The organism is Roseivirga sp. UBA838, assembly GCF_002296035.1.
GTDB classification, from domain to species: domain Bacteria; phylum Bacteroidota; class Bacteroidia; order Cytophagales; family Cyclobacteriaceae; genus Roseivirga; species Roseivirga thermotolerans.
Map to the genome: position 1 here is coordinate 1 of NZ_DBHC01000047.1, position 25558 is coordinate 25558.

General features: G+C 44.1%; 21 protein-coding genes. 13 read left to right on the top strand and 8 right to left on the bottom strand.

Features of this window, described 5'->3' with window-relative positions; translation table 11 throughout:
- Window positions 1-340 (bottom strand): hypothetical protein (locus B3O12_RS17030; RefSeq protein ID WP_286757185.1); only part of this gene is annotated, 340 nt, incomplete at its 3' end.
- A gap of 331 nt (window positions 341-671) precedes the next feature.
- Between B3O12_RS17030 and B3O12_RS17035 the strand changes: the two genes are divergently transcribed.
- Entirely contained in the window at window positions 672-2126 is a 1455-nt protein-coding gene (locus B3O12_RS17035) for a hypothetical protein (RefSeq protein ID WP_286757186.1), read from the top strand.
- A gap of 85 nt (window positions 2127-2211) precedes the next feature.
- Here B3O12_RS17035 and B3O12_RS17040 read toward each other — a convergent pair whose 3' ends face one another.
- Entirely contained in the window at window positions 2212-2466 is a 255-nt protein-coding gene (locus B3O12_RS17040) for a hypothetical protein (protein WP_189630572.1), read from the bottom strand.
- Between the two features lie 224 nt (window positions 2467-2690).
- Here B3O12_RS17040 and leuS point away from each other — a divergent pair, with 224 nt between their 5' ends.
- Entirely contained in the window at window positions 2691-5474 is a 2784-nt protein-coding gene (leuS, locus tag B3O12_RS17045) for a leucine--tRNA ligase (protein ID WP_286757187.1), read from the top strand.
- A 1462-nt stretch (window positions 5475-6936) separates the two neighbouring features.
- Window positions 6937-7560, top strand: a complete 624-nt coding sequence (locus tag B3O12_RS17050) for a YdeI/OmpD-associated family protein (protein ID WP_286757188.1) — start codon at window positions 6937-6939, stop codon at window positions 7558-7560.
- 74 nt (window positions 7561-7634) lie between these two features.
- Here the strand turns inward: B3O12_RS17050 and B3O12_RS17055 are convergent, their stop codons facing one another.
- Entirely contained in the window at window positions 7635-9566 is a 1932-nt protein-coding gene (locus B3O12_RS17055) for a TlpA family protein disulfide reductase (RefSeq protein WP_286757189.1), read from the bottom strand.
- Window positions 9567-9784: 218 nt separating this feature from the next.
- Here B3O12_RS17055 and B3O12_RS17060 point away from each other — a divergent pair, with 218 nt between their 5' ends.
- The 3 genes from B3O12_RS17060 to B3O12_RS17070 all read left to right on the top strand — a co-directional run bounded on the left by B3O12_RS17060 (window position 9785) and on the right by B3O12_RS17070 (window position 12189).
- Window positions 9785-10603, top strand: coding sequence for an alpha/beta fold hydrolase (locus B3O12_RS17060; RefSeq protein WP_286757190.1), 819 nt, complete (start codon window positions 9785-9787; stop codon window positions 10601-10603).
- A gap of 154 nt (window positions 10604-10757) precedes the next feature.
- Entirely contained in the window at window positions 10758-11852 is a 1095-nt protein-coding gene (locus B3O12_RS17065; RefSeq protein WP_286757191.1) for a serine hydrolase domain-containing protein, read from the top strand.
- 55 nt (window positions 11853-11907) lie between these two features.
- Window positions 11908-12189 (top strand): hypothetical protein, encoded by a 282-nt coding sequence (locus B3O12_RS17070; protein WP_286757192.1) that lies wholly within the window; start codon window positions 11908-11910, stop codon window positions 12187-12189.
- Between the two features lie 162 nt (window positions 12190-12351).
- On the opposite strand, the gene B3O12_RS17075 is transcribed toward B3O12_RS17070, so the two are convergent.
- A complete protein-coding gene (locus B3O12_RS17075) occupies window positions 12352-12984 on the bottom strand; it encodes a tRNA-(ms[2]io[6]A)-hydroxylase (RefSeq protein ID WP_286757193.1) in 633 nt (210 codons plus the stop codon).
- Between the two features lie 100 nt (window positions 12985-13084).
- Between B3O12_RS17075 and B3O12_RS17080 the strand changes: the two genes are divergently transcribed.
- Window positions 13085-13984, top strand: a complete 900-nt coding sequence (locus tag B3O12_RS17080; RefSeq protein ID WP_286746827.1) for a DUF3078 domain-containing protein — start codon at window positions 13085-13087, stop codon at window positions 13982-13984.
- Here B3O12_RS17080 and B3O12_RS17085 read toward each other — a convergent pair.
- Window positions 13981-15909 carry a putative porin gene (locus B3O12_RS17085; RefSeq protein ID WP_286757232.1) on the bottom strand — a complete coding sequence of 643 codons (1929 nt, stop codon included), beginning with the start codon at window positions 15907-15909 and terminating at the stop codon, window positions 13981-13983. The two genes, B3O12_RS17080 and B3O12_RS17085, sit on opposite strands and share 4 nt — an antisense overlap.
- Before the next feature lie 8 nt (window positions 15910-15917).
- A complete protein-coding gene (gene lpxK, locus B3O12_RS17090; protein WP_286757194.1) occupies window positions 15918-16964 on the bottom strand; it encodes a tetraacyldisaccharide 4'-kinase in 1047 nt (348 codons plus the stop codon).
- Between the two features lie 38 nt (window positions 16965-17002).
- Between lpxK and B3O12_RS17095 the strand changes: the two genes are divergently transcribed.
- The 3 genes from B3O12_RS17095 to B3O12_RS17105 are packed head-to-tail and all read left to right on the top strand — an operon-like array spanning window position 17003 to window position 20344.
- Window positions 17003-18100, top strand: coding sequence for a Nif3-like dinuclear metal center hexameric protein (locus tag B3O12_RS17095; RefSeq protein ID WP_286746831.1), 1098 nt, complete (start codon window positions 17003-17005; stop codon window positions 18098-18100).
- A gap of 11 nt (window positions 18101-18111) precedes the next feature.
- On the top strand, window positions 18112-18888 hold the full coding sequence (locus tag B3O12_RS17100) for a zinc ribbon domain-containing protein (RefSeq protein ID WP_189630561.1): 777 nt from the start codon (window positions 18112-18114) through the stop codon (window positions 18886-18888).
- A 7-nt stretch (window positions 18889-18895) separates the two neighbouring features.
- Entirely contained in the window at window positions 18896-20344 is a 1449-nt protein-coding gene (locus B3O12_RS17105; protein ID WP_286746834.1) for a tetratricopeptide repeat protein, read from the top strand.
- Here B3O12_RS17105 and B3O12_RS17110 read toward each other — a convergent pair.
- Window positions 20316-20939, bottom strand: coding sequence for a histidine phosphatase family protein (locus tag B3O12_RS17110; protein WP_286746836.1), 624 nt, complete (start codon window positions 20937-20939; stop codon window positions 20316-20318). The two genes, B3O12_RS17105 and B3O12_RS17110, sit on opposite strands and share 29 nt — an antisense overlap.
- A 98-nt stretch (window positions 20940-21037) precedes the next feature.
- On the opposite strand from B3O12_RS17110, the gene B3O12_RS17115 reads away from it, so the two are divergent.
- The 3 genes from B3O12_RS17115 to menD are packed head-to-tail and all read left to right on the top strand — an operon-like array spanning window position 21038 to window position 24335.
- The gene (locus tag B3O12_RS17115; protein WP_286746838.1) at window positions 21038-21424 is read left to right on the top strand and encodes a hotdog fold thioesterase; all 387 of its coding nucleotides are present in this window, start codon (window positions 21038-21040) and stop codon (window positions 21422-21424) included.
- Window positions 21421-22659, top strand: a complete 1239-nt coding sequence (locus B3O12_RS17120; protein ID WP_286757195.1) for a chorismate-binding protein — start codon at window positions 21421-21423, stop codon at window positions 22657-22659. Before B3O12_RS17115 ends, B3O12_RS17120 begins: the two co-directional genes overlap by 4 nt.
- Entirely contained in the window at window positions 22656-24335 is a 1680-nt protein-coding gene (gene menD / locus B3O12_RS17125; protein WP_286757196.1) for a 2-succinyl-5-enolpyruvyl-6-hydroxy-3-cyclohexene-1-carboxylic-acid synthase, read from the top strand. The genes B3O12_RS17120 and menD overlap by 4 nt, the downstream gene beginning before the upstream one ends.
- Here the strand turns inward: menD and B3O12_RS17130 are convergent.
- A complete protein-coding gene (locus tag B3O12_RS17130; protein ID WP_286746844.1) occupies window positions 24317-25435 on the bottom strand; it encodes a carboxypeptidase-like regulatory domain-containing protein in 1119 nt (372 codons plus the stop codon). The genes menD and B3O12_RS17130 overlap by 19 nt on opposite strands.
- Window positions 25436-25558: the final 123 nt, after the last annotated feature.

Here is a 25558-nt window from a genome sequence, read left to right on the forward strand (position 1 = left end):
CAAAGGCACTATCACTAAGCAATGTATACCGCTCAATCAGTGGCTTGCAATCGCTCAGAAAGGCGTAGCCAATGTGCCTAATCCCTGCACTTAGTCGTTGATAACCATAGGTCTTAATCATATATTCATCGCATCGACCACAGGTATAAAAGTGTTGCTTAGCAGCCGCTATATTGCCTTCCACCCTATATTGATACAATGCCTCATCTTCGTTTAAATAAAAAAAACCTGCCCTCACACGGTTTTGCAGTAAGTGCTCATTTAAAGACTGTTCTACCAAGTCCTGCTCTTTCTTCTCATATTCTTGATGTACTTCAATAAGTCGCTTGCGATAATCCATTTTTACCTCCCCAAATTAAGTAGTACCGATTCATTTTTATGTTTATCCGCTTCGGAAGTTATCGTAGTTACTAATTACCAAAGCCCCCATCTCTTAAAAAAACTTTAACACACTGAATTACTATGACTTAACCCCTCACACCTGGTAATAAACTCCCGGCTATTTTATTTTTTTTCTGAACTGTTAAAGTTTGTGAATTTTTTGGCACCGGATTTGTAAAAGCAGCACCGAGGTCGAACTGAGCCAGGTCAAAAACTCAAAATAGACAACTGTCGCAGAACACCTCAAATACACTTTTTTATTTTCAATGAGAACGTATTTGAAAAAAGGTATGGCTATCATAGTGATGGCTAGCCTGTACGCTTGTGCCAATGATGATTCGGAACTAGCACCCCAGAAAACTCCAGCGAGCATTTCTTTTGTACAAAACCTGTCGGTAAGCGAAGGTTCTGGAGAAAACATCATCAGTTTAAAACTAGACAAACCTGCCGGTGAGGCATCTACCGTAAAAGTGCAGGTTACCAACAGTCAGGAAGCCGCTTTTACCACAGTGCCCGCAACAATCAATAATCAGATTGAACTGAACATTGACAAAGGCGCTACGGAAACACAAATAGTGTTTAAGCCAACCAACGATGAGTTGGTTAATGCCGACCGAACCATTGGTTTCACCTTGTTGAGTGCAACTAACGGGCTACAGTTAGGCAGTAAGTCAAGTATTCAGGTGAGTATTTCCGATGACGACCAGGCCAACACGCAGCCTACAGTACTCAATTTTGAGGTATCTGTGGCCAAGGTAGAAGAAAGCCAGTCGGCCATCGTAAAAATTCTATTCTCTGAAAGAGCTACACAAAACGGAAAACTAACTCTGGAATTGGAACAGCTATTGGCTACCCAACAGTTTAGCACTACTCCGGCCATGAGCGGCACCGGTACTTTGGAGCTAATCATTGCCCAAGGTCAAACAGAAGTCTCTTTTGAAGTAAGCGTAGCTGATGATGCCCTTTTTAACCGTCACGACCAGGTTATGTTCACCATTACCCAGGTAGAAGGCAACTTCGCTATTGGTGAAAAAAGAAGCACCAAACTGGAGCTAATAGACAATGAATTGAAAGGAATGGCCAAATCTTTCACCTCCTCGGCTGGCAACTTCAGTAGCACAAAAACCTATGAATACGATCAGCAAGGCCGTGTGAGCAAGGTATACTGGGAAAGAGGCAGCCACCAACCGCTGAGAGGAGTTGACACTTACACCTATGCCGCCAACGGGTTAATTGAGAAGATTAACCAATATCCAGGCATCGATGAGATATTTTATCAGACCAACGGCCGAATTACCCGCTCAGAAGTTATCAATCATGGAGTAGTAAAATCATACAGAGTTTACGACTACGATCAGGCCGGAAATGTAGCCGGTTTTGCCGAGTACACCTTACAATCTAACGGCACCTATCTTCAGTCTATCATTATGTTGTACTTATACCATGAAAACGGTAACCTGTATGCTCACTTAACCTATTCACCCGGACAGGGCAGTGAAGACCCAACCCTAATTTCGGAACGATACTATGAGCACTACCTCAATGTGAGCAACAAGTTTAGCGCGGTAGAGGTAATTCCTACCATCAATGCCCAAAGAAACCTTCCTTCTTCTTTCCGCATGGTAGAAAATGGACATGATTTAAGCTATTCCATAAGCTATGAGTTTGACAACGAAGGCAAAGCCACTAAACGCCTGGCCAGATCGGGACAAGCCATGGAAACCGTGAACTACACTTACTATTAATACATCAACAATCAAAACAACAACCAAAAAGAGGTGTCCTGAAATTACCCGGGACACCTCTTCTATTTCTTAGGCCTAAAGCCAATTATTCCTTTTCTTCAGTAAGTAATAGTACTTTTTGGTTTTCGGTAATGGCATCAACCATTTTAGTATAGCTCACACGCTCTCCGTTTTTCTTCGAAACATAAAAATATTCAAGACCATCTAATTCCACAGTACACTCGCCCAAATCGTACCTCAACGACTTCACCACAGAACCTTCTACAATAGGGTTGTTATTAAGATCGAGCAGCTTGGGAGCTGTTGGCTCTTTTGGTTTTTTCTTGAATAGTCCGAACATAGCTTGTGTTTAAACGCTAAATATAAAAGGTGTTTTGAAATAATACGTATTCATAGCATCTCCTCCTTGCCCGAGACCTCCCTCTGCGGGCCGTTTGTTCAGGAGATTACTGTCTTCTTAGGAATGACCATCCCGGTAACGTGTAATATTCCCAAAAACCGTTTTCTAAGGCTTGAAAAACACTAATTTTGCAGGCTTAATTAAGAACAATCGGTTAAACGGCAATGGCTGACTATAATCACAAGCAAATTGAGCCTAAATGGCAAAAGTACTGGAGAGAAAACCAAACGTTCAAAGCTTCGGTAGATAAGAGCAAACCCAAGTTTTATACTCTGGACATGTTCCCCTATCCTTCCGGAGCCGGGCTTCATGTGGGACACCCACTGGGCTACATAGCCACCGATATTGTTACACGCCACAAGCGAAACAAAGGCTTTAACGTATTGCACCCAATGGGCTTCGATGCCTTTGGGCTTCCGGCCGAACAATACGCCATTCAAACCGGGCAACACCCTGCCGTAACTACCCGCCAAAACATTGAGCGATACAAAGAACAGCTGGAAAACATAGGCTTTGCTTTCGATTGGGACAAAGAAGTACAAACCTGCGACCCTAAATACTATAAGTGGACGCAATGGATATTCATGCAAATATTCAACAGTTGGTACGACCATGACCTGGCCAAAGCAAGAAGTATCGATGAACTCACAGCTATTTTTAGAGAGTCGGGCAATGCTCAGGTAAATGCAGCCTGCGATGATGACACCCCTCTCTTTACAGCCGGGGAATGGAATAGCTGGACCGAAGAAGAGCAGCAGCGCATGTTGCTCAAATATCGCCTCACTTACCTTTCGGAAACAGCCGTTAACTGGTGTCCTGAACTAGGCACCGTACTCTCCAACGATGAGGTTAAAGACGGATTTTCAGAAAGAGGAGGCCACCCGGTGATCCGAAAGAAAATGAAGCAGTGGAGCATGCGTATTACAGCCTATGCCGAACGCCTGCTGGAAGGTTTGGACTCTGTTGATTGGCCCGAACCACTGAAAGAAATGCAGCGCAACTGGATTGGCAAATCCAAAGGGGCTGAGGTTAGGTTTCAGGTAGAAAACTCCGACATTGAGATTGAGGTATTTACCACCCGTATCGACACTATTTTTGGAGTAACTTTCCTATCGTTGGCGCCTGAAAGCGAGCTAACCGCCCAGCTCACTACACCCGAGCAAAAAGAAGCTGTTGAAGCCTATGTGGCCCAGGCAGCCACTCGTTCTGAGCGAGACAGAATGGCCGATGTGAAAACCATTTCGGGAGTTTTTACGGGAAGCTATGCCATTAACCCATTCAACGGTGAAAAAGTACCCGTTTGGGTGGCCGACTATGTATTGGCCGGTTATGGAACAGGCGCTGTTATGGCCGTACCTTGTGGCGACCAAAGAGATTATGACTTCGCGAAGCACTTCGACTTACCGATAGTTCCGGTAATTAAAGATGCTGACATTAGCGAACAGGCCGACCCAACCAAAGATGGCATTATGATTAATTCCGGCTTCCTAAATGGCCTTACTTGTAAAGAAGCCATAGACAAAGCCATTGAATTTGCGGAAGAAAAAGGCGTTGGGAAAGGCAAGATTAACTATCGCATCAGAGATGCTATTTTTGCTCGTCAGCGTTATTGGGGAGAGCCGGTTCCGGTGTACTTCAAAAACGATATTCCTTATCTGGTAGACGAAAAAGATTTGCCGATCATTCTTCCGGAAATTGACAAATACCTCCCTACAGAAGATGGCGACCCACCACTGGGCAGAGCCGAAAACTTTACCTACACTCCGGCTGGAGAATCTGAAGCTTATCCGCTTGAACTAAGCACAATGCCGGGTTGGGCCGGTTCCAGCTGGTATTGGTACCGTTACATGGATGCGCATAATGAAGAAGTATTTGTAAGCAAAGAAGCTCAGGAATATTGGGAAAATGTAGACCTCTATATTGGCGGCTCAGAGCATGCTACAGGTCACCTGCTCTACTCCCGCTTCTGGAATAAGATCTTGTTCGACCTGGGACATGTCAATCAGGAAGAGCCCTTCAAAAAGCTCATCAACCAAGGGATGATTCAGGGAAGATCGAATTTTGTTTACCGATTGAAAGGCGAAAATAAATTCGTTTCTAAGGGTTTGAAGAAAGACTACGATGTGGCAGAAATGCACGTTGACGTGAACATTGTTCGCAATGATGAGCTCGATATTGAAGCTTTCAAAAGCTGGAGGCCAGACCTAGCCGATGCCGAATTTATTTTGGAAGACAGCAAATACATCTGCGGCTGGGAAATTGAAAAAATGTCTAAGTCGAAATACAATGTGGTGAATCCGGACGATATCATTGAACGATACGGTGCGGACACCCTTCGTTTGTATGAGATGTTCCTTGGGCCTTTGGAACAATTCAAACCATGGAACACCAACGGCATTGACGGTGTAAAGAAGTTCCTCGGCAAGCTTTGGAGATTGTTTCACAATGACCGTGGTGAGTTTGAAGTATCAGATGCTGCACCAGGCAAAGATGAGCTGAAGTCACTGCACAAAACCATTAAGAAGGCCGAAGAAGATATTGAACGCTACTCCTTCAACACCTCAGTGTCTACTTTCATGATCTGCGTGAATGAGCTTTCTGCTTTGAAATGCAACAAAAGAGCGATTCTGGAAGATCTGCTGGTGGTTATTTCTCCATACGCCCCGCATATCACCGAAGAACTTTGGTCTCTTCTAGGCCATACAACTAGTATAATCGATGCTCCTTACCCTCAGTACAAAGAAGAATACCTGAAGGAAGATGACATTGAGTACCCTGTAATGGTGAATGGTAAAATGCGAACCAAACTGCAACTCTCGGCCGACCTTGACAAAGCCGAAATAGAGGCCGCTGCTCTGGCCGATGCCAACGTGCAAAAATGGTTAGAAGGCAAGTCTCCCAAAAAAGTGATTGTCGTACCGAAGAAGATTGTGAACCTGGTCGTGTAGTTGTCGGTTAATCGTTATTCGTCTATCGGTGGCTTCCCTTTGGGAGTTTATGGTAAATCGGTCGGTTTTAGGTTCAATGTTTGAAGTTCAAAGTTAGGGTACTGCGGAAGCCTGTTTTAGCGCTTCATTCTGAGGAAGTCCCGAAGTATCGGGACGACCGAAAGAATCTCCAACGGTCTTGCACCTGACTTGGTGGTCTGATAACTAAAAATTAAAACCCTGAATTGTAAAGCAGCTCAGGGTTTTCTTTTGGTACAGGCTCATGGTTAGCAGGGATACTATCCCCGTCTTGGAAGTAATTTCCCAGTAAGTGGCACCTTTATGGAATTCTGACTAACGATGTTTGCAAGGACACTCCTCCTTGGCGAAGGAGGTTGGGAGGATTGGCCTTTCAAATAATGAAATATTGTTGTTCTAATCCCCCCTGCCTACCGGCAGGCAGGCCATTCCCTCTTTTCGAAAAAGGGGGAATGGCCTCTGCTAGATTGAAGAGCAACATATCTAGTGTTTTTCAATTGAACATTCCGTTAAATGCCTTTTTCTAGTAAATCACTTCTTGGAGGGGGTGCCCTTCGGGCGGGGGAGGACACTCGTTGAATGATCTTTTCAGCACACCTATGAGAGACTTCACTATAGATTACCAGGCAGATCCCTCCGCTGCGGTCGGGATGGAAAAACAGGCTTCATCTGGATAAATAACCCACACCTTTCAGTATATCATAAAGGGGATGTTGAGAAATGAAGTCATCAGAGTCCTCTGGCGAGAGACTCTGATGGTGGTTAGGTTTTATGAAAACGGGTATCTCAAAGACCAAGCCTCTACTACTGGCCCTCTTTTTTACCCTGAGCAAAGCGAAGGGCCTGTCAAATACCTATGCCATCTGAACATTCCCTAAATAGGCCCAATGCTCTTGCTTTGACCACAGCATTGCAGCACCCTCAGTGTCTCCTGCAAGGGACACTGAGCACCAACCTATAGCACATCAGAGTCCTCTAGCGAGAGATTCTGATGGTGGTTAGGTTCTATGAAAACGGGTATCTCAAAGACCAAGCCTCTACTACTCATCATTTTTTTTACCCTGAGCAAAGCGAAGGGCCTATCAAATACCTAATTCTACCTGAACATTCACCCAAATAGGCGTATGCAATTGCTCTTGCTTTAACCACATCATCACAACACCCTCAGTGTCTCCTGCAAGGGACACTGAGCACCAACCTATAGCACATCAGAGTCTTCTGGCGAGAGATTCTGATGGTGGTTAGGTTCTATGAAAACGGGTATCTCAAAGACCAAGCCTCTGCTACTCGCCCTCTTTTCACCCTGAGCAAAGCGAAGGGCCTGTCAAATACCTATGCCACCTGAACATTCACCCAAATAGACGTATGCAATTGCTCTTGCTTTGACCACAGCATCTTGGTACTTTAGGTCACCCGGTAAAATTAAGAATGAATAATGATGCGAATGACCACAAATGTTGACCAATACCTTGCAGAAGGCTGTGGTCGATGTTCGCTGGGAGGAACCCCCGACTGTAAGGTGCACCAGTGGAGCCAAGAACTGCAAAAACTACGATCCATTGCGTTAGAATGTGGTCTGACTGAAGAAAGCAAATGGGGCGTACCCTGCTACACCTACCACGGTGCCAACGTGGCCATGATCAGCGCATTTAAAGATTACTGCTCTCTGAGCTTTTTCAAAGGCGCTCTCTTGAAAGACAAGTATCAAATACTTGAGAAGCCCGGCCCCAATTCTCAAGCAGCCCGCTTGTTTAAGTTTACTAACCTTGAACAGATACTACAGGCAGAAGACTCTATCAGGCTCTATTTGTTTGAAGCCATTGAGGTAGAAAAGAAAGGACTCAAAGTAGACATGCAAGCCAAAGACCAGTTAGACTATCCTGACGAATTGCAGGCCAAGTTTAAGGATATGCCCGAACTGAAAACAGCTTTTGAAGCACTCACTCCGGGCAGACAAAGAGGTTACATCATTCATTTTTCTCAACCCAAGCAATCAAAAACACGCTTAGCCCGAATCGAAAAGCTCATACCCAAAATTATGGACGGCAAAGGATTCTTTGATCGGTAACCGGCCTGCGCCTACTCCTAATGAGCCATTGCCCATGCCGCTAACAGCATAATGTCATCACTATTTTTTCAATTTCATTTTCTCGATGAAAATTCCTGAAGCTGCCTTACCAAACCCTCTCCGGCACTGGGGCGCTTAATGCCTTCTCTAACCAGCTTTCCGTCTTTGGTAATTACTAAGTAAGTAGGAAAGCCCGTGATCCCTACTTCCTTATCCAACTTTTGATACTGTTCCTCATTGAGGAAATAATTATCACCAACGAGCTCATGCTTTTTCACCATTATATCAAAAGACTTTTTGGTAGACTGAGCACAGAGGTAAACATAAACTACATCTTTAATCTTGCTCTCTTTAATCCGCTTCATGTTAGAGAACTCTCCTATACATGGCCCACACCAGGTGGCCCACACATCAATATAAACGACTTTGCCTTTGTACTTCTCCTTAAGCTCTCTTAAGATGTTGTCAGAAGACTCAGCAATCTCTACCCCTTCTACAAACCTGGCATTCTTCAAAATTTCAAAATCCGCAATGCTCTGCTCAATACTTTCAAGAACCGAGGGCACCAGGTTTAAACCACCCAACTTTGCCTGGATGTAGTCGGGCACCTGCAACCCCTTGGTAGTAAAATTCATGTTAACGTAGGTAGCCACAATACTAGACCTTTGAACCGTACTCAACCCTGCAATCTTCGATATCAAGTGATCCCATCTCACCTTTCTCTGAATATCAAGAATATCTTCCTTATAAGACTCGAATATGGGCTTTATATCTCCTTTAAAAGACAGGTTTCCGAAAGTATTTTTCCTGCTCCTTTCCTTCTCTTTCCATTCGTTTATGATGCCACGGCTTTCTTCACTTATGCTTTGGTTTGATAGAAACTCATACACGTACTTCAAACTGCGATCATGGATAGCTTTGTATTCCTTTGGCATTGCGGCCATGGTAAATTCCCGCGTAAGATTGGCATAGTTATCGGTCATCAGGTCACCAATCTCATCAGGCATCAAGCTCACCACTTTATCCAAGTATTCATCAGACACATCTACCGCCTCAATCCTTCCTCCATTTTTACCAAGATTGTGCATCCATATATATCTTCTTAGATCATCGGCTGCGTAGGTTCTTACATCACGTAAACTATAATCTTTTATGAACGAACTTGTAGGAACTGAGTCGAAGTAGCTCTCATAGAACCGATGATGCGACTGCCAAAGCTGTAGTCTATACTCCAGATAAGCATCAGAATCCAGGGTTTTCTGAAGACTATCATTCTCCTCATAGTTCCTGATCTTCATATATTCAGGGTGCAGCAAGCGAAACTCTTCATTCTCAGCGGCCAAATCGCCCATAAAATCTAACTTTTTAGCGGTAGTCCAGCTTCCCTTAAATGAAGCTTCATCAATTACCATAGCCTGTTTAGCTCCCGGTGTTGAGAAATAGTAAAAAAAGGCATCACCAACGCTCACCATTACTGATTGCGGATATTCAAGTGGGTATATAATCTTAAATTTCCCCCCGCTATCCACTTCTTCTACAAACTTCTTCTGCCCCTCACTAAAGGCATGATTATAAATAATAGATATGGTCAGAGGCATTGTATCTTTAGGTATCACTATACCCTGCAACACTACCTGGTCTTTCTTGAAAAAATCTTTACTCACATCTGTCTTCCCCACCTCTCTGCTCGAAATGTTAGCAGACTTATAATTTTGTACAGGTAATGACACTCCATTCGCGGTTAAAACACCTCTGTTCCCGTTCTTTCTCAGGCTCAATTCAGTCTCCCCTTCCTGATTCCTTAAGCGCAACTTACCGTTACTAAACTCCACTACGTCCCAGAAGTCGGCCTTGTAAAGTGCATACTTTTCTGAAAGCAACAATTGGAGTTCATTTGTTCCATTGCTTGAGTACCATCGCCCCGTTACTTCTTGAATACTCTGAGACTGTACTTTGGAAAAACCAAAAGATAAAAGAAGCAATAGAAGGTAAATTCTTATTCTCATGTCTAGTTGAATTAAATCTTTAGTTATTAAACTAAATAATTATTACTTTAAATATCAAGGATTTAGAATTAAGATTGCTTTGTTATCAAATTCATTTAGCCAGAAACGCTCCATAAGTGGTGATGAATATGCAAAGATGTCTGATCCTACCTTTACTACTTCTAAGCTTCAACCTATTTTCTCAGGTAGAAGGAACTATCTCTTTACCCAATGGCCACATGTATTACCGAACATTTGGTGGCGGTCCGGACACTTTATTGATCATAAACGGTGGTCCGGGAATGAGCAGTGAAGGATTCGCTGATCTGGCTGCTGAGCTGGGTAAAAACTGCCTGGCCATTATATACGATCAACGAGGCACGGGGAAATCTAAAATCGACATAGTTAGTGAACGAAGTATGAGTATGGACTTACTGGTCGAAGATATTGAAACATTACGTACACACCTCGGTGTAAAATCATGGGTAGTTTTTGGGCAATCTTTTGGTGGCATGTTGGCTTCCTATTATACCAGCAAACATCCAAGTCGGGTAAAGGGTTTAATCCTCTCCTCATCTGGTGGCATAGACTTGGAGGCCTTCGATGATTTAGATATTCCTGGCCATTTGAATGATGAGCAAAGGCAGCGATTCAATTACTGGAGCAGGCAAATCAGCAACGGTGACACCTCATTCCATGCCCGACTGGAGAGAGCCAAAAACCTGGCACCCGCCTATCTATACCATGACAGAAAGGAAGACATAGATGCCATTGGCCTCCGTTTGACTCAGGGCAATATGGAAGTGAATGGCATTATCCATCGCAATATGCAATCCATGGGTTTTGATTGTAAACCGGGCTTACAAAACTTCAGTCAACCTGTGCTCATTTTACAGGGCACCAACGATATTATACCAAAGTCTATTGCTGAAAAAACTCACGCACTCCTGCCCCACTCAAAACTGGTATTGCTGAACAATTGCGGCCACTACGGTTGGTTGGAGCAACCTGAAACTTACTTTAACGAAATATGCAGTTTTTTGAGTAGCCTAAAATAGACCGCCCCGGATTAATACGGTGTAACCTGCCTTTCACTCACAAGACTAAAAGAGCATAATATACAGGCCTCAATTGGGCTTTTTGAAAACATTAACGCCAACAATGACGGGCATTTGAATCACAAGGAGTTACTTGCTAGCCAAAACAGCACTCATGGACCTACTTAACCGCACACTAATAATCTTTTGCCTGCTTTTAGCGCAGGTTGGTTTTGCACAAAACACTCACCTGTATACACCACCCCAAACCTTAAACCATGATGGTTGGCTAACCTCCGGTTTAAGCGAACAGCGTATAGACACGGCTTCCATCTATAAAATGTTATATAGCCTCAGAGCTCAGGAGCATCAGATACACAGCATCATTCTGGTTAGAAACAACCGCCTTGTACTAGAAGAATACTTTGGCGAAGGTGCGCGCCAAAATCCACATGACCTTCGCTCAACTACCAAAAGCATAAGAGCCATTCTCATGGGCATTGCTGTAGAAAAAGGGTTCATAAAAAGTATAGACGATTCCATATTCGACTACCTGAAAAGCCATGCACCGGAGAAAAATTCGATTGCTCAAAAACAGCATATCAGCATCAGGCATTTGCTCACCATGTCGAGCGGACTCGATTGCAACGATTGGGACAAAAACTCCCTCGGGCAAGAAGATAAAGTGTACCGAAAAAAAGACATTATTCAATACACTTTAGACCTTCCGTTAATTACTACTCCTGGCGAAAAAGCCGCTTACTGTTCAATGGGGTCAATACTAACAGCCGAAATCATAAGCCAGGCTTCAGGCATGTCTATCGATTCATTTGCCAAGAAATATCTTTTCGATGAGTTGGGAATAGACCATTACTTTTGGGGACACACCAGCAAAAAGCAGGTCATACCATCTGCAAAACGCCTATACATGACCTCTCGCGATATGGCAAAAATCGGTCAACTGGTACTTAATAATGGGCAATGGAATGGTAAACAATTGGTTTCGAAACAATGGCTTACCGAAGCCACTAAACCCAACGTCAAAATTACCGGCATGGACTATGGCTACTTCTGGTGGTCCATTCCTTTCAAGGTAAATAACCAAACCATCCATTCTATTATGGCCACGGGCAATGGCGGACAGTACATTATGATTTTCCCCAGCCTGGAGCTTATTGCCGTTTTTACCGGTGGGGCATACAATAGTGAGGCAGACAAGGCACCATTTGCCCTGATGCAAAACCTTATTTTACCTGCCGTAAGGCATTGAAAGCCTTTGGCAAGGGTAACCTTTTCTTCTTTTTGGTATATCTCCAAAAGAACCTATGAAACAACACCTCAATAAAGAAAAAGCTACCGAAAGCAGGTCTGCGGCTAACCGGGGCTCAACAAACAGCCAACCCATTCAAACCAAAAGTATTCCCGGAGGAGTGATTCAATTGGGCAAGAAAAAGAACGCTATAAAGAGAGCCAAAGATCAAAAGGGAGGAGTAAAGCATCACATTCGCCCTGAATATCAGGATGAAAACGAAAAGCAGATGGAGCTAATAGCCAGTGGGGTTGACCGAAAAGAAGCCAAGCGAATGGCCAAAGCAGCTTTAAAATAAAAAAGGATAGTTAAAGGTCTAAAAGCCTGGCTTACCGCAAAACATTTATGCTTAAATAACCGTGGGTTGCAAAACCCGCCTTACTCATCGGGTACCTGATAAAAATGAAAGCTTGTCAAAGAGTCAAATGAGCCGGAGGCCACAGTCTTAAGTACATATTTCTCAATGCATCCTATCCCCTCTCACTTCCAGAGACTCAATAATTTTGGCCTCCTCAACAAGAAACTCTTTCCAGCGTTTCGATACATACTCTTCACCCATATACGACTTAGCCAAGCTCAAAAAGTTTTTGTAGTGCCCTGCTTCCGATACCATTAGCTCATAGTAGAATTTTTTGAGTTCTCCGTCCTCAATATGCAAGTGTAGCATCTTAAACCGCTCGCAACTTCTGGCCTCAATAAGGGCGTTCATGAGCAGTTTTTCTACCAGTTGCTCTTCCCGGCCTCCACCTTTCTTAAGAATACCCTGGAGCCTGATTACATATTCGTCCTTTCGCTGTTTGCCCAACTTCATGCCGCGCTTGTTGAGCTGCTCAATTACACGCTCAAAGTGGCTCCACTCCTCAGCCACCACCGGGGTCATCATATCCACCAAGTCCTTTTTGTCTGGGTATTGCACAATAAGCGAAATACAGGAAGATGCTGCCTTTTGTTCGCAATAGGCATGGTCTACCAAAATATCTTCAATATTCATTTGAGCAATATTGACCCAACGCGGGTCGGTGGGCAACTGAAGCCCTAACATATGGTTGGTGAATTTTTCGGACATGCCGCAAAGGTAAAGCCAGCTATTCATATTCAAAAACCACAGTTTTGAATTAATCCATATTGCTATTTCAACTTGGTTAATTTCTATGATTAGGCCATTTTTGTCCCTTTCAACGATAAATAACAACATGAAAAAACTCCTACTTTCTACTGTAGTACTCTGCTGCCTGAGTGTTGTGCTTTCTGCACAAACCGATTCCGTTGTGGTAAAAAAAACAGGATCATGGGGCCTTAACTTTGCCAATGTTGGGCTTTCCAACTGGGCGGCCGGGGGCGAAAACTCCATTGCTTTAGGCACAGTATTCAACACTAAAATTGTAAGAACACACGGTCAGAACAAATGGACCAATCAGCTCGATTTTGCACTGGGTGGCGCCAAGGTAGGCGATAAAGACTTTCGCAAAACAGACGACAACATAATCCTTATCTCCAAGTATGCCCATGCCTTCGACCCCACCTGGTCGTTTTCCGTTTCGGGTATCTTTAGAACACAACTGCTGGAAGGCAGGAAGTTCAGCCCCAACCCGGTGATTCCCGGTGAAGAAATAGCTCAAAAGATTTCGAATTTTATGGCCCCCGGCTACCTCACCATCAACCTGGGTATTGAGTACGACCCAAGCAAAGTATTTACCCTTTCTTTTGCTCCGGCTGCCGGTAAATTCACCTTTGTAATGGACGATGACCTGGCTGCTGCCGGTGCTTTTGGTGTAGCCCCCGACAAACACTACAGAGCAGAATTTGGTACTAACATGTTGGCTGTGCTGGATCTGCCCATTATGGAGAACATCAATTTTAAAAGTACGCTCAACTTTTTTACAGCCTACGATACTTTTGGCAATGTAGATACCAACTGGGAAACTCTATTGGTTATGAAGGTGAATAAATGGTTCAACGCCACCTTTGGAACTCAATTGATTTATGACGATGATATTTTGATTGATACTGGCGATGGAGGAAATCCTGAAAGAGCTATTCAGTTTAAGCATGTGCTTAATTTTGGCGCTAACTTCTCGCTGTTTAGCAACTAATCGAAGAACAACCACCTTACCCCCATATCCAGCGTACGCCCCGTACCTGGATATGTAGGGGTTACAAAATACCCCTTCTGCGAAAGCTGATTTACGTGGGCCATTTTAACGAGAAACAGAAAATTGCCCACCTTAAAATTGAGGAATACATCGGCCTTAACATATTCATTATTCTCAAACCCATTTTGCAAATAAAACTGCTGCACCACCGGGTCATAAGCCAAGCCTTCATAGGCCGACCGGTAATGGGCCTCAATACCGGTATGAACGATCATTTTACCATCGAAGATCTCGTTTTTAAAGGCAATTTGAGACAATGCCAGAAGTTGAGGAACTCTGTAATTATTAGCCGAACCTCCTGACACGGAGGTATAGTGTACAGTGTTGCTCCAACGAATACGAGAGGTTAGCTGCCAGTCGAAGTGAGCCCCCGGAGTTAAGAGCAAAACATCGCTATTGGCCTGTTCTGGTAGCTTATTTTCATTGAAAAAGATGTAGTTGGAAATGCGACTAAAGCGAACAAACGGACGAAACGAAACACGAGCACCATTAAGCTTCAGTGTTCCGGTCAGGTGATCGGCCGACTCTGCCGAGAAATCATTGGTCCAGCTTCTTTGCTGACCATTGTATCGGTCTTCGAGATAAGAAGGTTGCCTGTTTAGCCTTGTAAATCGGGCTTCAAAAAAACTACTGGTAAAGTCACCTTCAATCCTGTAGTTTCCTTCAAACATAAATTCACCCGAGGCCGTGAGGAATATTTCAGGGGTTATTTGCTGACGAAGCGTACCGCCCACATAGTGCTCCAGATCGCGCCCGGTATAATTCTCCCTAAAAATCTGATAGCGTAAAGCCCTATTCTTATAGTAAGCCGTATATGAAAACTTCTTTGTGCGGCCTTTTAACCCCACCTCGTTGAGCAACTCTCTAAAAAAAGAACCTTCAGCCACGGTATCTCTGGTTTTTCCGGGAGTAGCTTCATTATATATGTATTGATCAAAACCACTCAAATCGTAGGCATCGTAGTACCTCACCAGTTGCTCAGCATATTGTCCCGAGTGGTATACTTGAAATATCGAGTCCAGATCGTATTGCTGGTAAATATGAAAGCCTCCTCGTTTATCATAACTCTCAGCTCCACTCAGATTTACGTTGGCATCGCGGCCATCAAAATAAGAATGTGGTTTATTCTGAGGGTTATTGCCGGTGAGTAAAGAAGGGTCTACTACCCCACCTTGCTCGCTCACCGTATGTTTAAACTGTGTTGTATTAAAGAGCAACAAGTATTTTTTCAACCCTTTAGGACGAAGAAACCCAAAAATATTCCAGTCGTTGCTGTTCACATGCCTGTCACCACGAGTCAAAAAAGCCACCTGCTTATCAGCCCTGATGGAGTTAAAGTTCATGCCAATGTTGAACTGGGTGCTGTCATTAAAAGTAAAGGTCACGCGGGTAATGGATCTGCCTCCTCCGGCAAATAAAGCCTGAATATCAGTATAGGGTGAGCGTGTATCGAAATAACGAATCTGGTCTGGCGTTGTCGCAAAAGCATCATAGGCATGATACCCCGAACTACGCCCAATAGTATTGGCCGGTTCGTAAAAGAGAGAACGCTGGGCTGTGCCCACGTTGCCAAGGTTCTGAATCAAGTAGCGATTTCGCTCCAAATCACTCACCCTGTGCATGTTATCGGGCAGCGTATCGGGGTGCCGAAAAACGATGTTGTTAAACTTAAAATTCTTTTCGTAAGTAAAGCGGGTACTTCGGGCATTGTAGTTCTGTGTGTTGGCCTGCGCCTCGGCATCTCTCGCTCTCATTCGGGCCTCCAATAACGAATCGGTTTGGCTGGAAAACGAACTAATATCTTGCCCATTTGCCACGCCAAGGCAGAAAAATAAGACGAACAGAAAGAGTGTTTTTTTAAGCACGGCCAAAATTAAGAATTCAGTTCACGTTTTCTGCCTTCAATGCATTCTAATAAAAGTTTCTCAAAAATTTCCGGCCTGTCGATACTCACCTCAATCGGTTGATAAAAAACATTGAATTGCCGCATAAGCGGATGGTCTGCAAAAGGCAAAAGTCGTACCATGTCCTTTTCAGTAGTGACTATGGAAAGCCGCTTTCCGTTAAGCTTTCTTAAAATTCGGTCCAGATCGGCCGACTTGAAGTTATAATGGTCTACAAATTCGAATCGTTCCATTAGCGTAAAACGCTTCTCCAGATACTCATAAAATGGCTTAGGCCTGGCAATGGCAGAGATTACAGCTACTTCCTTCTCAATCTTAGCCTTATTGAACACAGGTTTTAATTCTCCATACTCTATGCTGGAAAAAAAGACAGGAGCCACAGAATTATAAGCTCTCACTTCTTTCTCTATTTCAGCTTTTGTTGAATCTGATATCGTTTTTGGGCATTTGGTAATGACAATGGCATCGGCACGCCCAGCCTCACTTCTGCCCTCGCGCAAACGACCAGCCGGCAGAACAAGGTCTCTGTAAAACGGGGCAGAAAAATCGCTAAGCATAATATTGAAGTCTCTGCTCACTTTTCTGTGCTGATAGGCATCATCCAGAAGTATCAGCTCCGTTTCCGGATAATCCATAAGCAAGTGGGGAATGGCCAAAATGCGCTCTTCACCCACTACCACCTTTATTTCCTTACCAAACTTGCGATAAAACTGCAACGGTTCATCACCCAGAGTGCGAGCCGTATCTTCCGGTGTTGCTATGCGCTCACCGGTAGTTTTCCGTCCATACCCACGGCTCACTGTAGCCACTTTATAACGATCTTTCAACCGACCAATCAGGTATTCGATCATTGGTGTTTTACCCGTCCCCCCTGTAGAAAGGTTACCCACCGAAATCACCACACGGTCAAAAGTAGTTATGGGGCGGCTGCCATTGTTGTACTGTATATTCCGCAAGCGCATTATACCGGCATACAATACCGAAAAGGGAAACAATAAATACCTAATGATTTTCATAGCAGGCTGACTATCTTAGCCATTGAAAGACGGAAAATATGGCAAAGATAAAGGATATCACAGATTTTCTAGAGCAAATAGCCCCACGTGCTTATCAGGAAGGTTACGACAATGCCGGACTACTTACGGGAGATCCCAAAATGGAGGTAAAGGGCGTACTTTGCACACTGGACTGTACCGAGTTAGTTGTTGATGAAGCGGTGACCAAACAATGCAATTTAATTGTGGCACATCACCCCATTGTATTCAAAGGACTTAAACAGCTCAATGGCAAAAACTATGTGGAGCGCACCATTATTAAGGCCATTAAAAATGACATTGCCATTTATGCTATTCACACCAATCTGGACAATGTACACACTGGGGTGAATCGTAAAATTGCCGACTGCCTGGGGTTAAACAACCTTCGCGTTCTTGCGCCCAAGGCAGATACACTCACCAAACTGGAAACCTTTATCCCTACTCAACATACCGATGAAGTGTTGAATGCCATGCACGGGGCCGGAGCAGGTCACATTGGCAACTACAGCCACTGCAGCTTCCGAATTTTAGGCACAGGCACTTTTAAGCCTAACGATAAGGCTAACCCGACCATAGGCCAACAAAACCAACAAGAATTTGTAGAAGAAAACAAGGTAGAGCTCATATTTCCAAGCCATTTACAGGCCCAGGTAGTAGGTGCACTCCAAAAGGCTCACCCTTATGAAGAAGTAGCCTATTATCTGCAACCACTTAAAAACACCAATCAGGAAGTAGGAGCCGGTATGGTTGGAGACCTTGAGCAGCCCATGAGCGAACAAGACTTTCTCGCTCATCTAAAAAACAGCATGCAGCTCAATACCATTAAATATACCCCCCTAAGCCACAAACCCATTCAACGAGTGGCGGTTTGTGGCGGTGCAGGCAGCTTTCTGTTAGGCACTGCTATGGCAGCCGGTGCTCAGGCCTTTGTTACTTCTGATTTCAAGTACCATGAATTCTTTGATGCGGAAGAAAAAATAATGATTGCCGACATCGGACACTATGAGAGTGAGGTATTTACAAAAGAGCTGCTTGGTGCGTTTATCAGTGAAAATTTTGCTAATATTGCAACCTATTTGTCAGAGGTGAATACGAACCCCGTAAAGTACTTCTAAAAACACGGTTAATGGAAAAAACAGTTGCACAGAAATTAGAGGCGTTACAGCATCTACAATCTATTGATTCTCAGCTAGATGAAATTAAAAAAGTAAGAGGTGCCCTGCCCGATGAGGTGGCCGATCTGGAGGATGAGATAGCTGGATACGAAACAAGAATAGAGAAATTTAAAAACGAGCTTGCTGAGCTCGAAGCCAATATTGCTGATCACAAAACTCAGATTAAGAACTCTGAGGCGCTGATCAGAAAATATGAAGAGCAACAAATGAATGTTCGAAATAATCGTGAATACGATGCCATTACCAAGGAAATCGAACTTCAGAATTTGGAGATTCAAATCTCAGAAAAGCGAATAAAAGAAGCTTTCGTTAAAATAGACGCGAAGAAAGAAGAGATTGAGCGCACTGAAAACGAGCTAAGCGAAAGAAACAAAGACCTTGACACCAAAAAATCGGAGCTTGAGGTATTGACTAAAGAAAGCGAAGCCGATGAAGAAAAGCTCTTGAAAGATCGCGAAAAAGCAGTTAAAAACATTGAGGAGCGACTTCTTAACTCTTACACTAAGTTGAGAAATAATGCCCGAAATGGTCTGGCCGTTGTGCCGGTAAGCCGTGGAGCTTGCGGAGGCTGTTTCAACATTGTTCCTCCTCAGCGTCAGGCCGATATCAGAGACAGTAAAAAAATCATTGTTTGCGAACATTGCGGCAGAATCTTAGCCGAGGTAACCGATGAAATTGTAACTGAAGAGAAAAAACCAGCAAGAAGAACCAGAAAATCAGCTAGTTAATTCACTGATGTTTCTTAAAGAATATAGTAAATGGATAGGCCTTCTGGCTTATCCATTTTTTTTGTGCCTTGTTTTGAACAGCCAGGGACAGTCTGCCCGTACTCTTGACTTACTAAACTTAGCACTGCAACCCGGTGAGGCGCCCCAAAAAGCCCGTACTAATACAGACCTGCAGGAAATATATACTCAAAATCTTCACGACTTTGTTTATCTCATCTTTCATGAATCAGATTCTGCTTATGAGGCTCTCAAGCCCCTGGAAGATCAGCGGTTAAAAGCCATAAGCAAAGCTTCCGATCAATCGGCCTGGAAAGGTTTTGTAGAAGCCGAGCTAAAGCTGCAATGGGGCTTCCTAAAACTAAAATATGGCGATGAATGGGGGGCATTTTGGGCCATCAGATCAGCCAATAAAAGTATTGAACGCAACCTCAAGGCTCATCCAGATTTTCAGCTCAACCATAGAACACGCGGACTTTTGCAAATTCTCTTTGGTGTTACTCCGGAAAACTATCGCTGGGTATTTAATCTATTCGGCATGAGAGGCACCGTAAATGACGGCCTCAATCAACTAAAACAAGTCCCAAACACCCATTCCATGCAATCTTTGGAGTCCGCCATAATATTGGGAATGGTTTACTCCCACCTACTGGAAAACTTCTCCATGGCGCCTTCATTCATTGCCAATCACAAATGGAGCAACACGCCACTGGCCTCATACTTCCAGGGCATTATTATGGCCAAATCTCACCGGGCCGAAGAAGCTCGTCAGCTGTTTTATCAAGTAAGGAGCAAAGTGCCTTTTGCCGCATATTTGCTTGGCGAAACGTATTTTCAACAGGGAAAATACACCGAAGCCATCGACCACTTTAGTAGTTTTATACAGTCATTTAAAGGAGCCAGCTACCAAAAAGATGCTTTACTTAAAATGGGGCTGAGCGCCAAATTTATGAATAGGCCGTCTGAGTTTAACCACTACATTCGGCAGGCTAAAGAAAAAGGTAGTTCAGGCACTGAAATTGACAAAAACGCAGAAAAGATACTGGAAAACCTGGGGCAAACGCACTGGCCCATGCTTCAGCTTCGGTTTGCCATAGATGGCGGCTTTTACGAGTTCAGTCAATCTTTAATAGAGTCTATCGAACGAGAACCCCTCACCGAGCTACTTCAGGTAGAACTAACTTATCGTAAGGCACGGATGGCTCATTTGCAAAACCGAAGCAAAACTGCCATAGAACTGTACAGAGCAGTAATAGATAAAGCCGAAATGATTGAAGAAAGCTATTATGCTCCCAATGCTTTTTTGCAGCTCGGCTATTTACAGCAGCAACAAGGGCAAAACACCATGGCCAAAATGTATTTTGAACGAGTGTTGAGCTTTAAAAAACACCCCTATAAATCGAGCCTCGACAGCAAGGCTTCGCTAGCCCTTAGCCAACTCTCCCCTTCAAATGATTAGTATCGTTGTACTTTTCTAACTGAAAAGATGTACCCGTAAACGCCAACTGATACAGGCATAGATTGGAATGCTCGAACAAATCCATGCACTTTAGCGGATAATTGAGCATTACAGCCAACATTACCCTCATAGCTCGCCCATGCATACAAATGAGCACATGATGTTCGTCTGTTCGATCAAGTATATAAGAAAGAGCATTGCGCATGCGTGCTGCTACCTGATCGGGGCTTTCTCCCCCATCTATGGCCAGATTGGTTTCTCCTTTCTGCCACCGTTCAATCATTTGCAAATAGTAGGCTGTTCCCTCCTGGTCTACAGGAAGTCCCTCTCTGCTGCCCCAGCTAATTTCGTTCAGGTCGGTGAGCACCTCATAGGGTAGCCCATCGTTTATAAAGCCCTCCATAGACTGATGGGTGCGCTTTAGCCCGGAAACATATAGTTTATCAAACGGCCACGAACCATAAGTCTCATAAAAGGCTGCAGCCTGGGCCCTGCCTTTTCCGTTCAAATCAGAGTCAATACCACTACCCTGCACTATTCCTTGCTTATTATAATCCGTTTCACCGTGTCGGGTCAGGTATATTTTTTTGATCATCGATTTGTTCTATTTTTGCCGCTACCAGCCGCAAAGCTAAAAAGTTAATCCCAAACTGAATGTTTCATCCGAAAGCAACCTTAGAAATAATCAACCAAATGAGTAAAAACACTTTGGTTGAACATTTAGGTATAGAAGTAACGGAGTTAGGAAAAGACTATCTCATTGGTAAAATGCCGGTCGATCACCGAACCCATCAGCCTTTGGGTATGTTGCATGGAGGAGCATCGGTAGTATTGGCCGAAACACTGGGTAGCATAGCTGCCACCCTTACGGTAGATCCTCAGAGGCAATACTGTGTTGGGCTAGACATCAACGCCAACCATATAAAATCGGTGCGCAGCGGGTTTGTTTATGGCAAAACCACTCCAATTCATGTGGGAAAACGAACACAGGTATGGGAAATTCGCATTGAAAATGAGGAAAAAGAATTGATCTGCATAAGCAGAATTACCATGGCTGTGCTGGATAAAAAACAAGAATGAATAATCAGGAAAAGGCAATAACCTTAGAGCCCGACTTGGGGTCGTTCACAAAAGAAGAACTTATTAGAGCCGCTTTGCAGTGGGCCGGTAAGCAAGGGCTCCCTGTTGCTCTTTGGCGCAGGCCTTTTCAGTCTGAAGTGAACTTACTCCTGTCGTTCGAAGCGGCCAAAGAGGTAACTCAATACGATATACAAGAACTCTCTAATGGTTTTGCATTTGCTCCTTTTAGCTTCGGAGAAGAAAAAGGACTGTTTATCTCAGGCGACATTCTATTGTCTTTTGATTTTAATGAAACAGTATTTACCCCACTGAATAAAGAACGAGGATCAGAGCAAATTCAAAAATTCAAAGTTCAGCTTATTGAGCAGCTTGAAGCTTCCAGAACCAATTCAGAAGTTCCGTTGAATGGCGGGATGTCTCTTACCGAACCCTCTTCTCCTTCAGATTATGAGCATTTAGTTGAACGGTGCATTGAAGCCATTCAGGCGGGTACCTTCGAGAAAATAGTACCGGCTAGGAGTAAAGACATTGCCCTACCTGAAAATTTCGATTTGGTTGCCTTTTTCAACGGGCTATGCCAGGCCTATCAAAACGCCTTTATCTCTTACGTCTCAATTCCGCAGGCAGGCTCGTGGTTGGGAGCAACACCAGAGGTACTCATAGAAAAAGAAACACAAGTTTTCAGAACCATTGCTCTGGCAGCCACCCAGCGCTACAACCCCGATGCTTCACTAACCGACACAGCCTGGACACAAAAAGAAATTGAGGAACAGGCAATGGTAAGCCGCTACATTATTAACTGTTTCAAAAAAATAAGACTGAGAGAGTTTAGCGAAAAGGGACCTGAAACTGTAAAAGCAGGTAACTTACTGCACCTGAAAACTACTTTCGAAGTAGACCTGCAAGCCACCAATTTTCAGGAATTACCCACCGTTATGCTCGAGCTACTTCACCCCACATCGGCCGTAGCGGGTATGCCCAAAGAAGAGACTTTGGCATTTCTCAAAGTACAGGAAAAACTAAACCGAAGGTTTTATTCGGGCTTTCTGGGGCCAGTTAATATTGAAGATTGCACGCATTTGTATGTCAACTTACGATGCATGGAACTGGCTGGCAGCCACGGACGCCTTTTTGCCGGAGCGGGGGTCACGGCTCATTCGCGGCCGCAAAAGGAATTGGCGGAAACTGAAATGAAATTCAATACTTTGCTGAACATTCTCAATCAATCGCATTGATACTGCCACACATCAACGAAATAGCTACAATATGCGCTGCGCATGGCATCAGTCGGGCTGTCATTTCTCCCGGATCGCGTTCGGCTGCCATATCGCTGGCTTTCGAAAACCATCCACAGATTGACGTGCAGGTAGTTGCAGACGAACGCTCCGCTGCTTTCATGGCCTTGGGTATTGCTCAACAGCTCAAAAAACCGGTGGCGCTCATCTGCACATCCGGTTCGGCTGGTCTCAATTATGCTCCGGCCGTTGCCGAAGCCTTCTATCAGGAAATACCTCTGCTAGTCATTACCGCAGACCGTCCTCCGGAGTGGATCGATCAATACGATGGCCAAACTATAAGGCAAACCAATCTTTATGGAGCCCACGCCAAAGCCAGTTTTTCGCTTCCTGTAGACCTTAACCACAGCGATGCCCGGTGGCACGCTAATCGATTAGTGAATGAAGCTATTCTTTGCACCCTAAAATACCCCATGGGGCCGGCCCACCTTAATGTGCCTATACGAGAACCTTTCTACCCTCAGGCAAACGAAAAATTTGAGTACCCAAAGGCAAGGATAATACAAAGACCGACTTCACACTCTCATTTATTGCCAGAGCAATGGTCTGCCCTTCTGACTCAGTGGAATGATGCCGAAAAACGGATGGTTATAATTGGCCAGCATGAACCGGATATGAAGCTCACCAAGGCTCTGAAAGCCCTGGCTGAAAAAGGAAATGTGGTCATCGTAAATGAAGTAACAGCCAACCAGCACATGGTATCCGGTAGCCTTCAGAAACAAGACCTTTTTTTACAATCAGATCAACTACCGGAGGCTCCTGAATTACTCATCACTTTGGGCAATTCACTAATATCGAAAAACCTGAAGCAGTTCTTGCGCAAGAACCCACCCCCCATGCACTGGCATGTTCGGAAGGGTGAGCGTCTGAACGATGGTCTTCAGCATTTAAGCCACACATTCGATTTGTCTCCAGACTATTTTATGGAGCAGCTAGCCAAGCAAGAATCAAGCAAAAGTGAAGGCAGTTTTTGTCTTAGTTGGCGGCAAAAAGAAGTACACACCCAACAAAGAAGTAAGACCTTTATTGAGCGTTGCGGTTTTGGAGAGCTAAAAGCAACAGCGGTGTGTCTGGAATCTCTGCCTCACAACAGTTTATTGCATTTAGCCAATAGCATGGCCGTACGGTACGCCAACTTCATAGGCCTGCCTCACCATGTGGAAATTTATTGCAACAGGGGTACCAGCGGAATTGATGGCAGCAACGCCACTGCTGTGGGGGCCTCCTTAACAACCTCCAAAATGGTGACTTTGCTTACCGGAGACATGGCCTTTCTTTACGACCGAAATGCTTTCTGGCACGACCAAAAACTGGCCAATTTGCGCATTATTGTTATGAACAATGCCGGAGGAGGTATTTTTGGAATGATAAAGGGACCCAGAAACCAAAAATCTTACGAAAAGTTGTTTCAGACCCACCAACCACTCACTGCGGCTCTTACAGCCCAGCAATTTGGCTTTGAATACACAGCCTGTACTAATCAATCAGAATTAACTAGTGGGCTTAGTACCTTCTTCGATTCTTCCTCCACGGCCAAAGTGCTCGAAATCTTTAGCGAGCCGCTCGAAAACGAGCGTTTGTTGGCGGAGTATAAAAGCTATTGCCTGGGCTTATAATTGATTGGCACCATATCGGCCACCTTTTCAAAACCCCAATACCCCTGCGTAATAAAGCTGATGGGGTCATACACATAGCCGCTGCTTTCAAACTCTATGGCTTTTTTACCTTCTACCAGAGAAATCCACGACACCTGTTCTCCAACCCTTGTTGCAGAAACAGATAGTGAGAGCCCGCTCGGATTATTGAATTGTCTGAATTCTTCGCTTTGCCCCTCGCGAGTATAGGTCACATAGAGGTAGTTTTCGAATGGTAATTGCACAGAAAGCTGCGATTGACCTTGCCTGAGAACCCCTGACAAATCCATAGGGTTAGGGTTTAGCACTCTTCCACCCTTTATATCTTTGGCCTCCTGGATAATATAACCTTCTTCCTCCAGCCTGCCTTTGAAGGCCGATGCAAAAAAGTGTTGAAGCGACCCCTTGTAAGCAATTTCTCTGTTTTCTTCCCAACGTCTAAGTTGGCGCTTACTCCTTGGTTTCATTTCTGTGAAAACCGTATAACCATAATATAAGCTTAGCATAGAGCTGTAGTTCATGCTAAAATCTTCCAGATAATATTCTAGCATATAACCCAGCCCCTTATTTTCTACTTTTATGGCCTCTTCAGCAAAAGCATAGAGTGTATTACTCTTCTTATCGAAGTAAAAGTCTATGGCCTGTTCGTTCAATATTTTGCATTTGGCAGCATTGGCCGAGTAGCCTAAAAACAATTCCTTAAAAATGACCATATAACGCTCCCAATCCTTGTCTTTCTTGGCAGTAACAACCACACTGCCAAGGTTTACTTCTTCCGGCTTTAAGGCCATGTCCAGGCGTAGGTCCCGCTCTTCACTAATGCGTATGCTTATGGCATAAGTTTGATACCCTACAAACCTAGCTATCAAGTCGTATGTCCCCGGGTCTGTAACGTTTAATACATATCGACCTTCAGAGTCGGTGCTTACTCCATAAGTGGTTTCGGCAAAGAACACATTGGCAAATGGCAGGGTTTCGCCTGTCTCGGCATCGGTAACAACTCCTCTTATGGTATACTGAGCCTGTAGGCAAACAGGAAAGAACAAAATAAATACAAGTGCTTTTAACGTGTGGCGTAGCATAGGTTGAAGTAAAAAGTTATTGGTTGTAAGTAAAAACTGTTTACCCAAAGAAGGGCAACAAGTTGGGCCACAATAATTTTGCCTAACCTTATAATTCACCAAATTATGCCACACCTTAGTAGA

Bases quoted from the DNA above. Each gene is read 5' to 3' on its own strand.
- B3O12_RS17035 (WP_286757186.1), top strand. From the start codon at position 672: ATGGCTATCATAGTGATGGCTAGCCTGTACGCTTGTGCCAATGATGAT.
- B3O12_RS17040 (WP_189630572.1), bottom strand. From the start codon at position 2,466: ATGTTCGGACTATTCAAGAAAAAACCAAAAGAGCCAACAGCTCCCAAG.
- leuS (WP_286757187.1), top strand. From the start codon at position 2,691: ATGGCTGACTATAATCACAAGCAAATTGAGCCTAAATGGCAAAAGTAC.
- B3O12_RS17050 (WP_286757188.1), top strand. From the start codon at position 6,937: ATGACCACAAATGTTGACCAATACCTTGCAGAAGGCTGTGGTCGATGT.
- B3O12_RS17055 (WP_286757189.1), bottom strand. From the start codon at position 9,566: ATGAGAATAAGAATTTACCTTCTATTGCTTCTTTTATCTTTTGGTTTT.
- B3O12_RS17060 (WP_286757190.1), top strand. From the start codon at position 9,785: ATGTATTACCGAACATTTGGTGGCGGTCCGGACACTTTATTGATCATA.
- B3O12_RS17065 (WP_286757191.1), top strand. From the start codon at position 10,758: ATGGACCTACTTAACCGCACACTAATAATCTTTTGCCTGCTTTTAGCG.
- B3O12_RS17070 (WP_286757192.1), top strand. From the start codon at position 11,908: ATGAAACAACACCTCAATAAAGAAAAAGCTACCGAAAGCAGGTCTGCG.
- B3O12_RS17075 (WP_286757193.1), bottom strand. From the start codon at position 12,984: ATGAATAGCTGGCTTTACCTTTGCGGCATGTCCGAAAAATTCACCAAC.
- B3O12_RS17080 (WP_286746827.1), top strand. From the start codon at position 13,085: ATGAAAAAACTCCTACTTTCTACTGTAGTACTCTGCTGCCTGAGTGTT.
- lpxK (WP_286757194.1), bottom strand. From the start codon at position 16,964: ATGAAAATCATTAGGTATTTATTGTTTCCCTTTTCGGTATTGTATGCC.
- B3O12_RS17095 (WP_286746831.1), top strand. From the start codon at position 17,003: ATGGCAAAGATAAAGGATATCACAGATTTTCTAGAGCAAATAGCCCCA.
- B3O12_RS17100 (WP_189630561.1), top strand. From the start codon at position 18,112: ATGGAAAAAACAGTTGCACAGAAATTAGAGGCGTTACAGCATCTACAA.
- B3O12_RS17105 (WP_286746834.1), top strand. From the start codon at position 18,896: ATGTTTCTTAAAGAATATAGTAAATGGATAGGCCTTCTGGCTTATCCA.
- B3O12_RS17110 (WP_286746836.1), bottom strand. From the start codon at position 20,939: ATGATCAAAAAAATATACCTGACCCGACACGGTGAAACGGATTATAAT.
- B3O12_RS17115 (WP_286746838.1), top strand. From the start codon at position 21,038: ATGAGTAAAAACACTTTGGTTGAACATTTAGGTATAGAAGTAACGGAG.
- B3O12_RS17120 (WP_286757195.1), top strand. From the start codon at position 21,421: ATGAATAATCAGGAAAAGGCAATAACCTTAGAGCCCGACTTGGGGTCG.
- B3O12_RS17130 (WP_286746844.1), bottom strand. From the start codon at position 25,435: ATGCTACGCCACACGTTAAAAGCACTTGTATTTATTTTGTTCTTTCCT.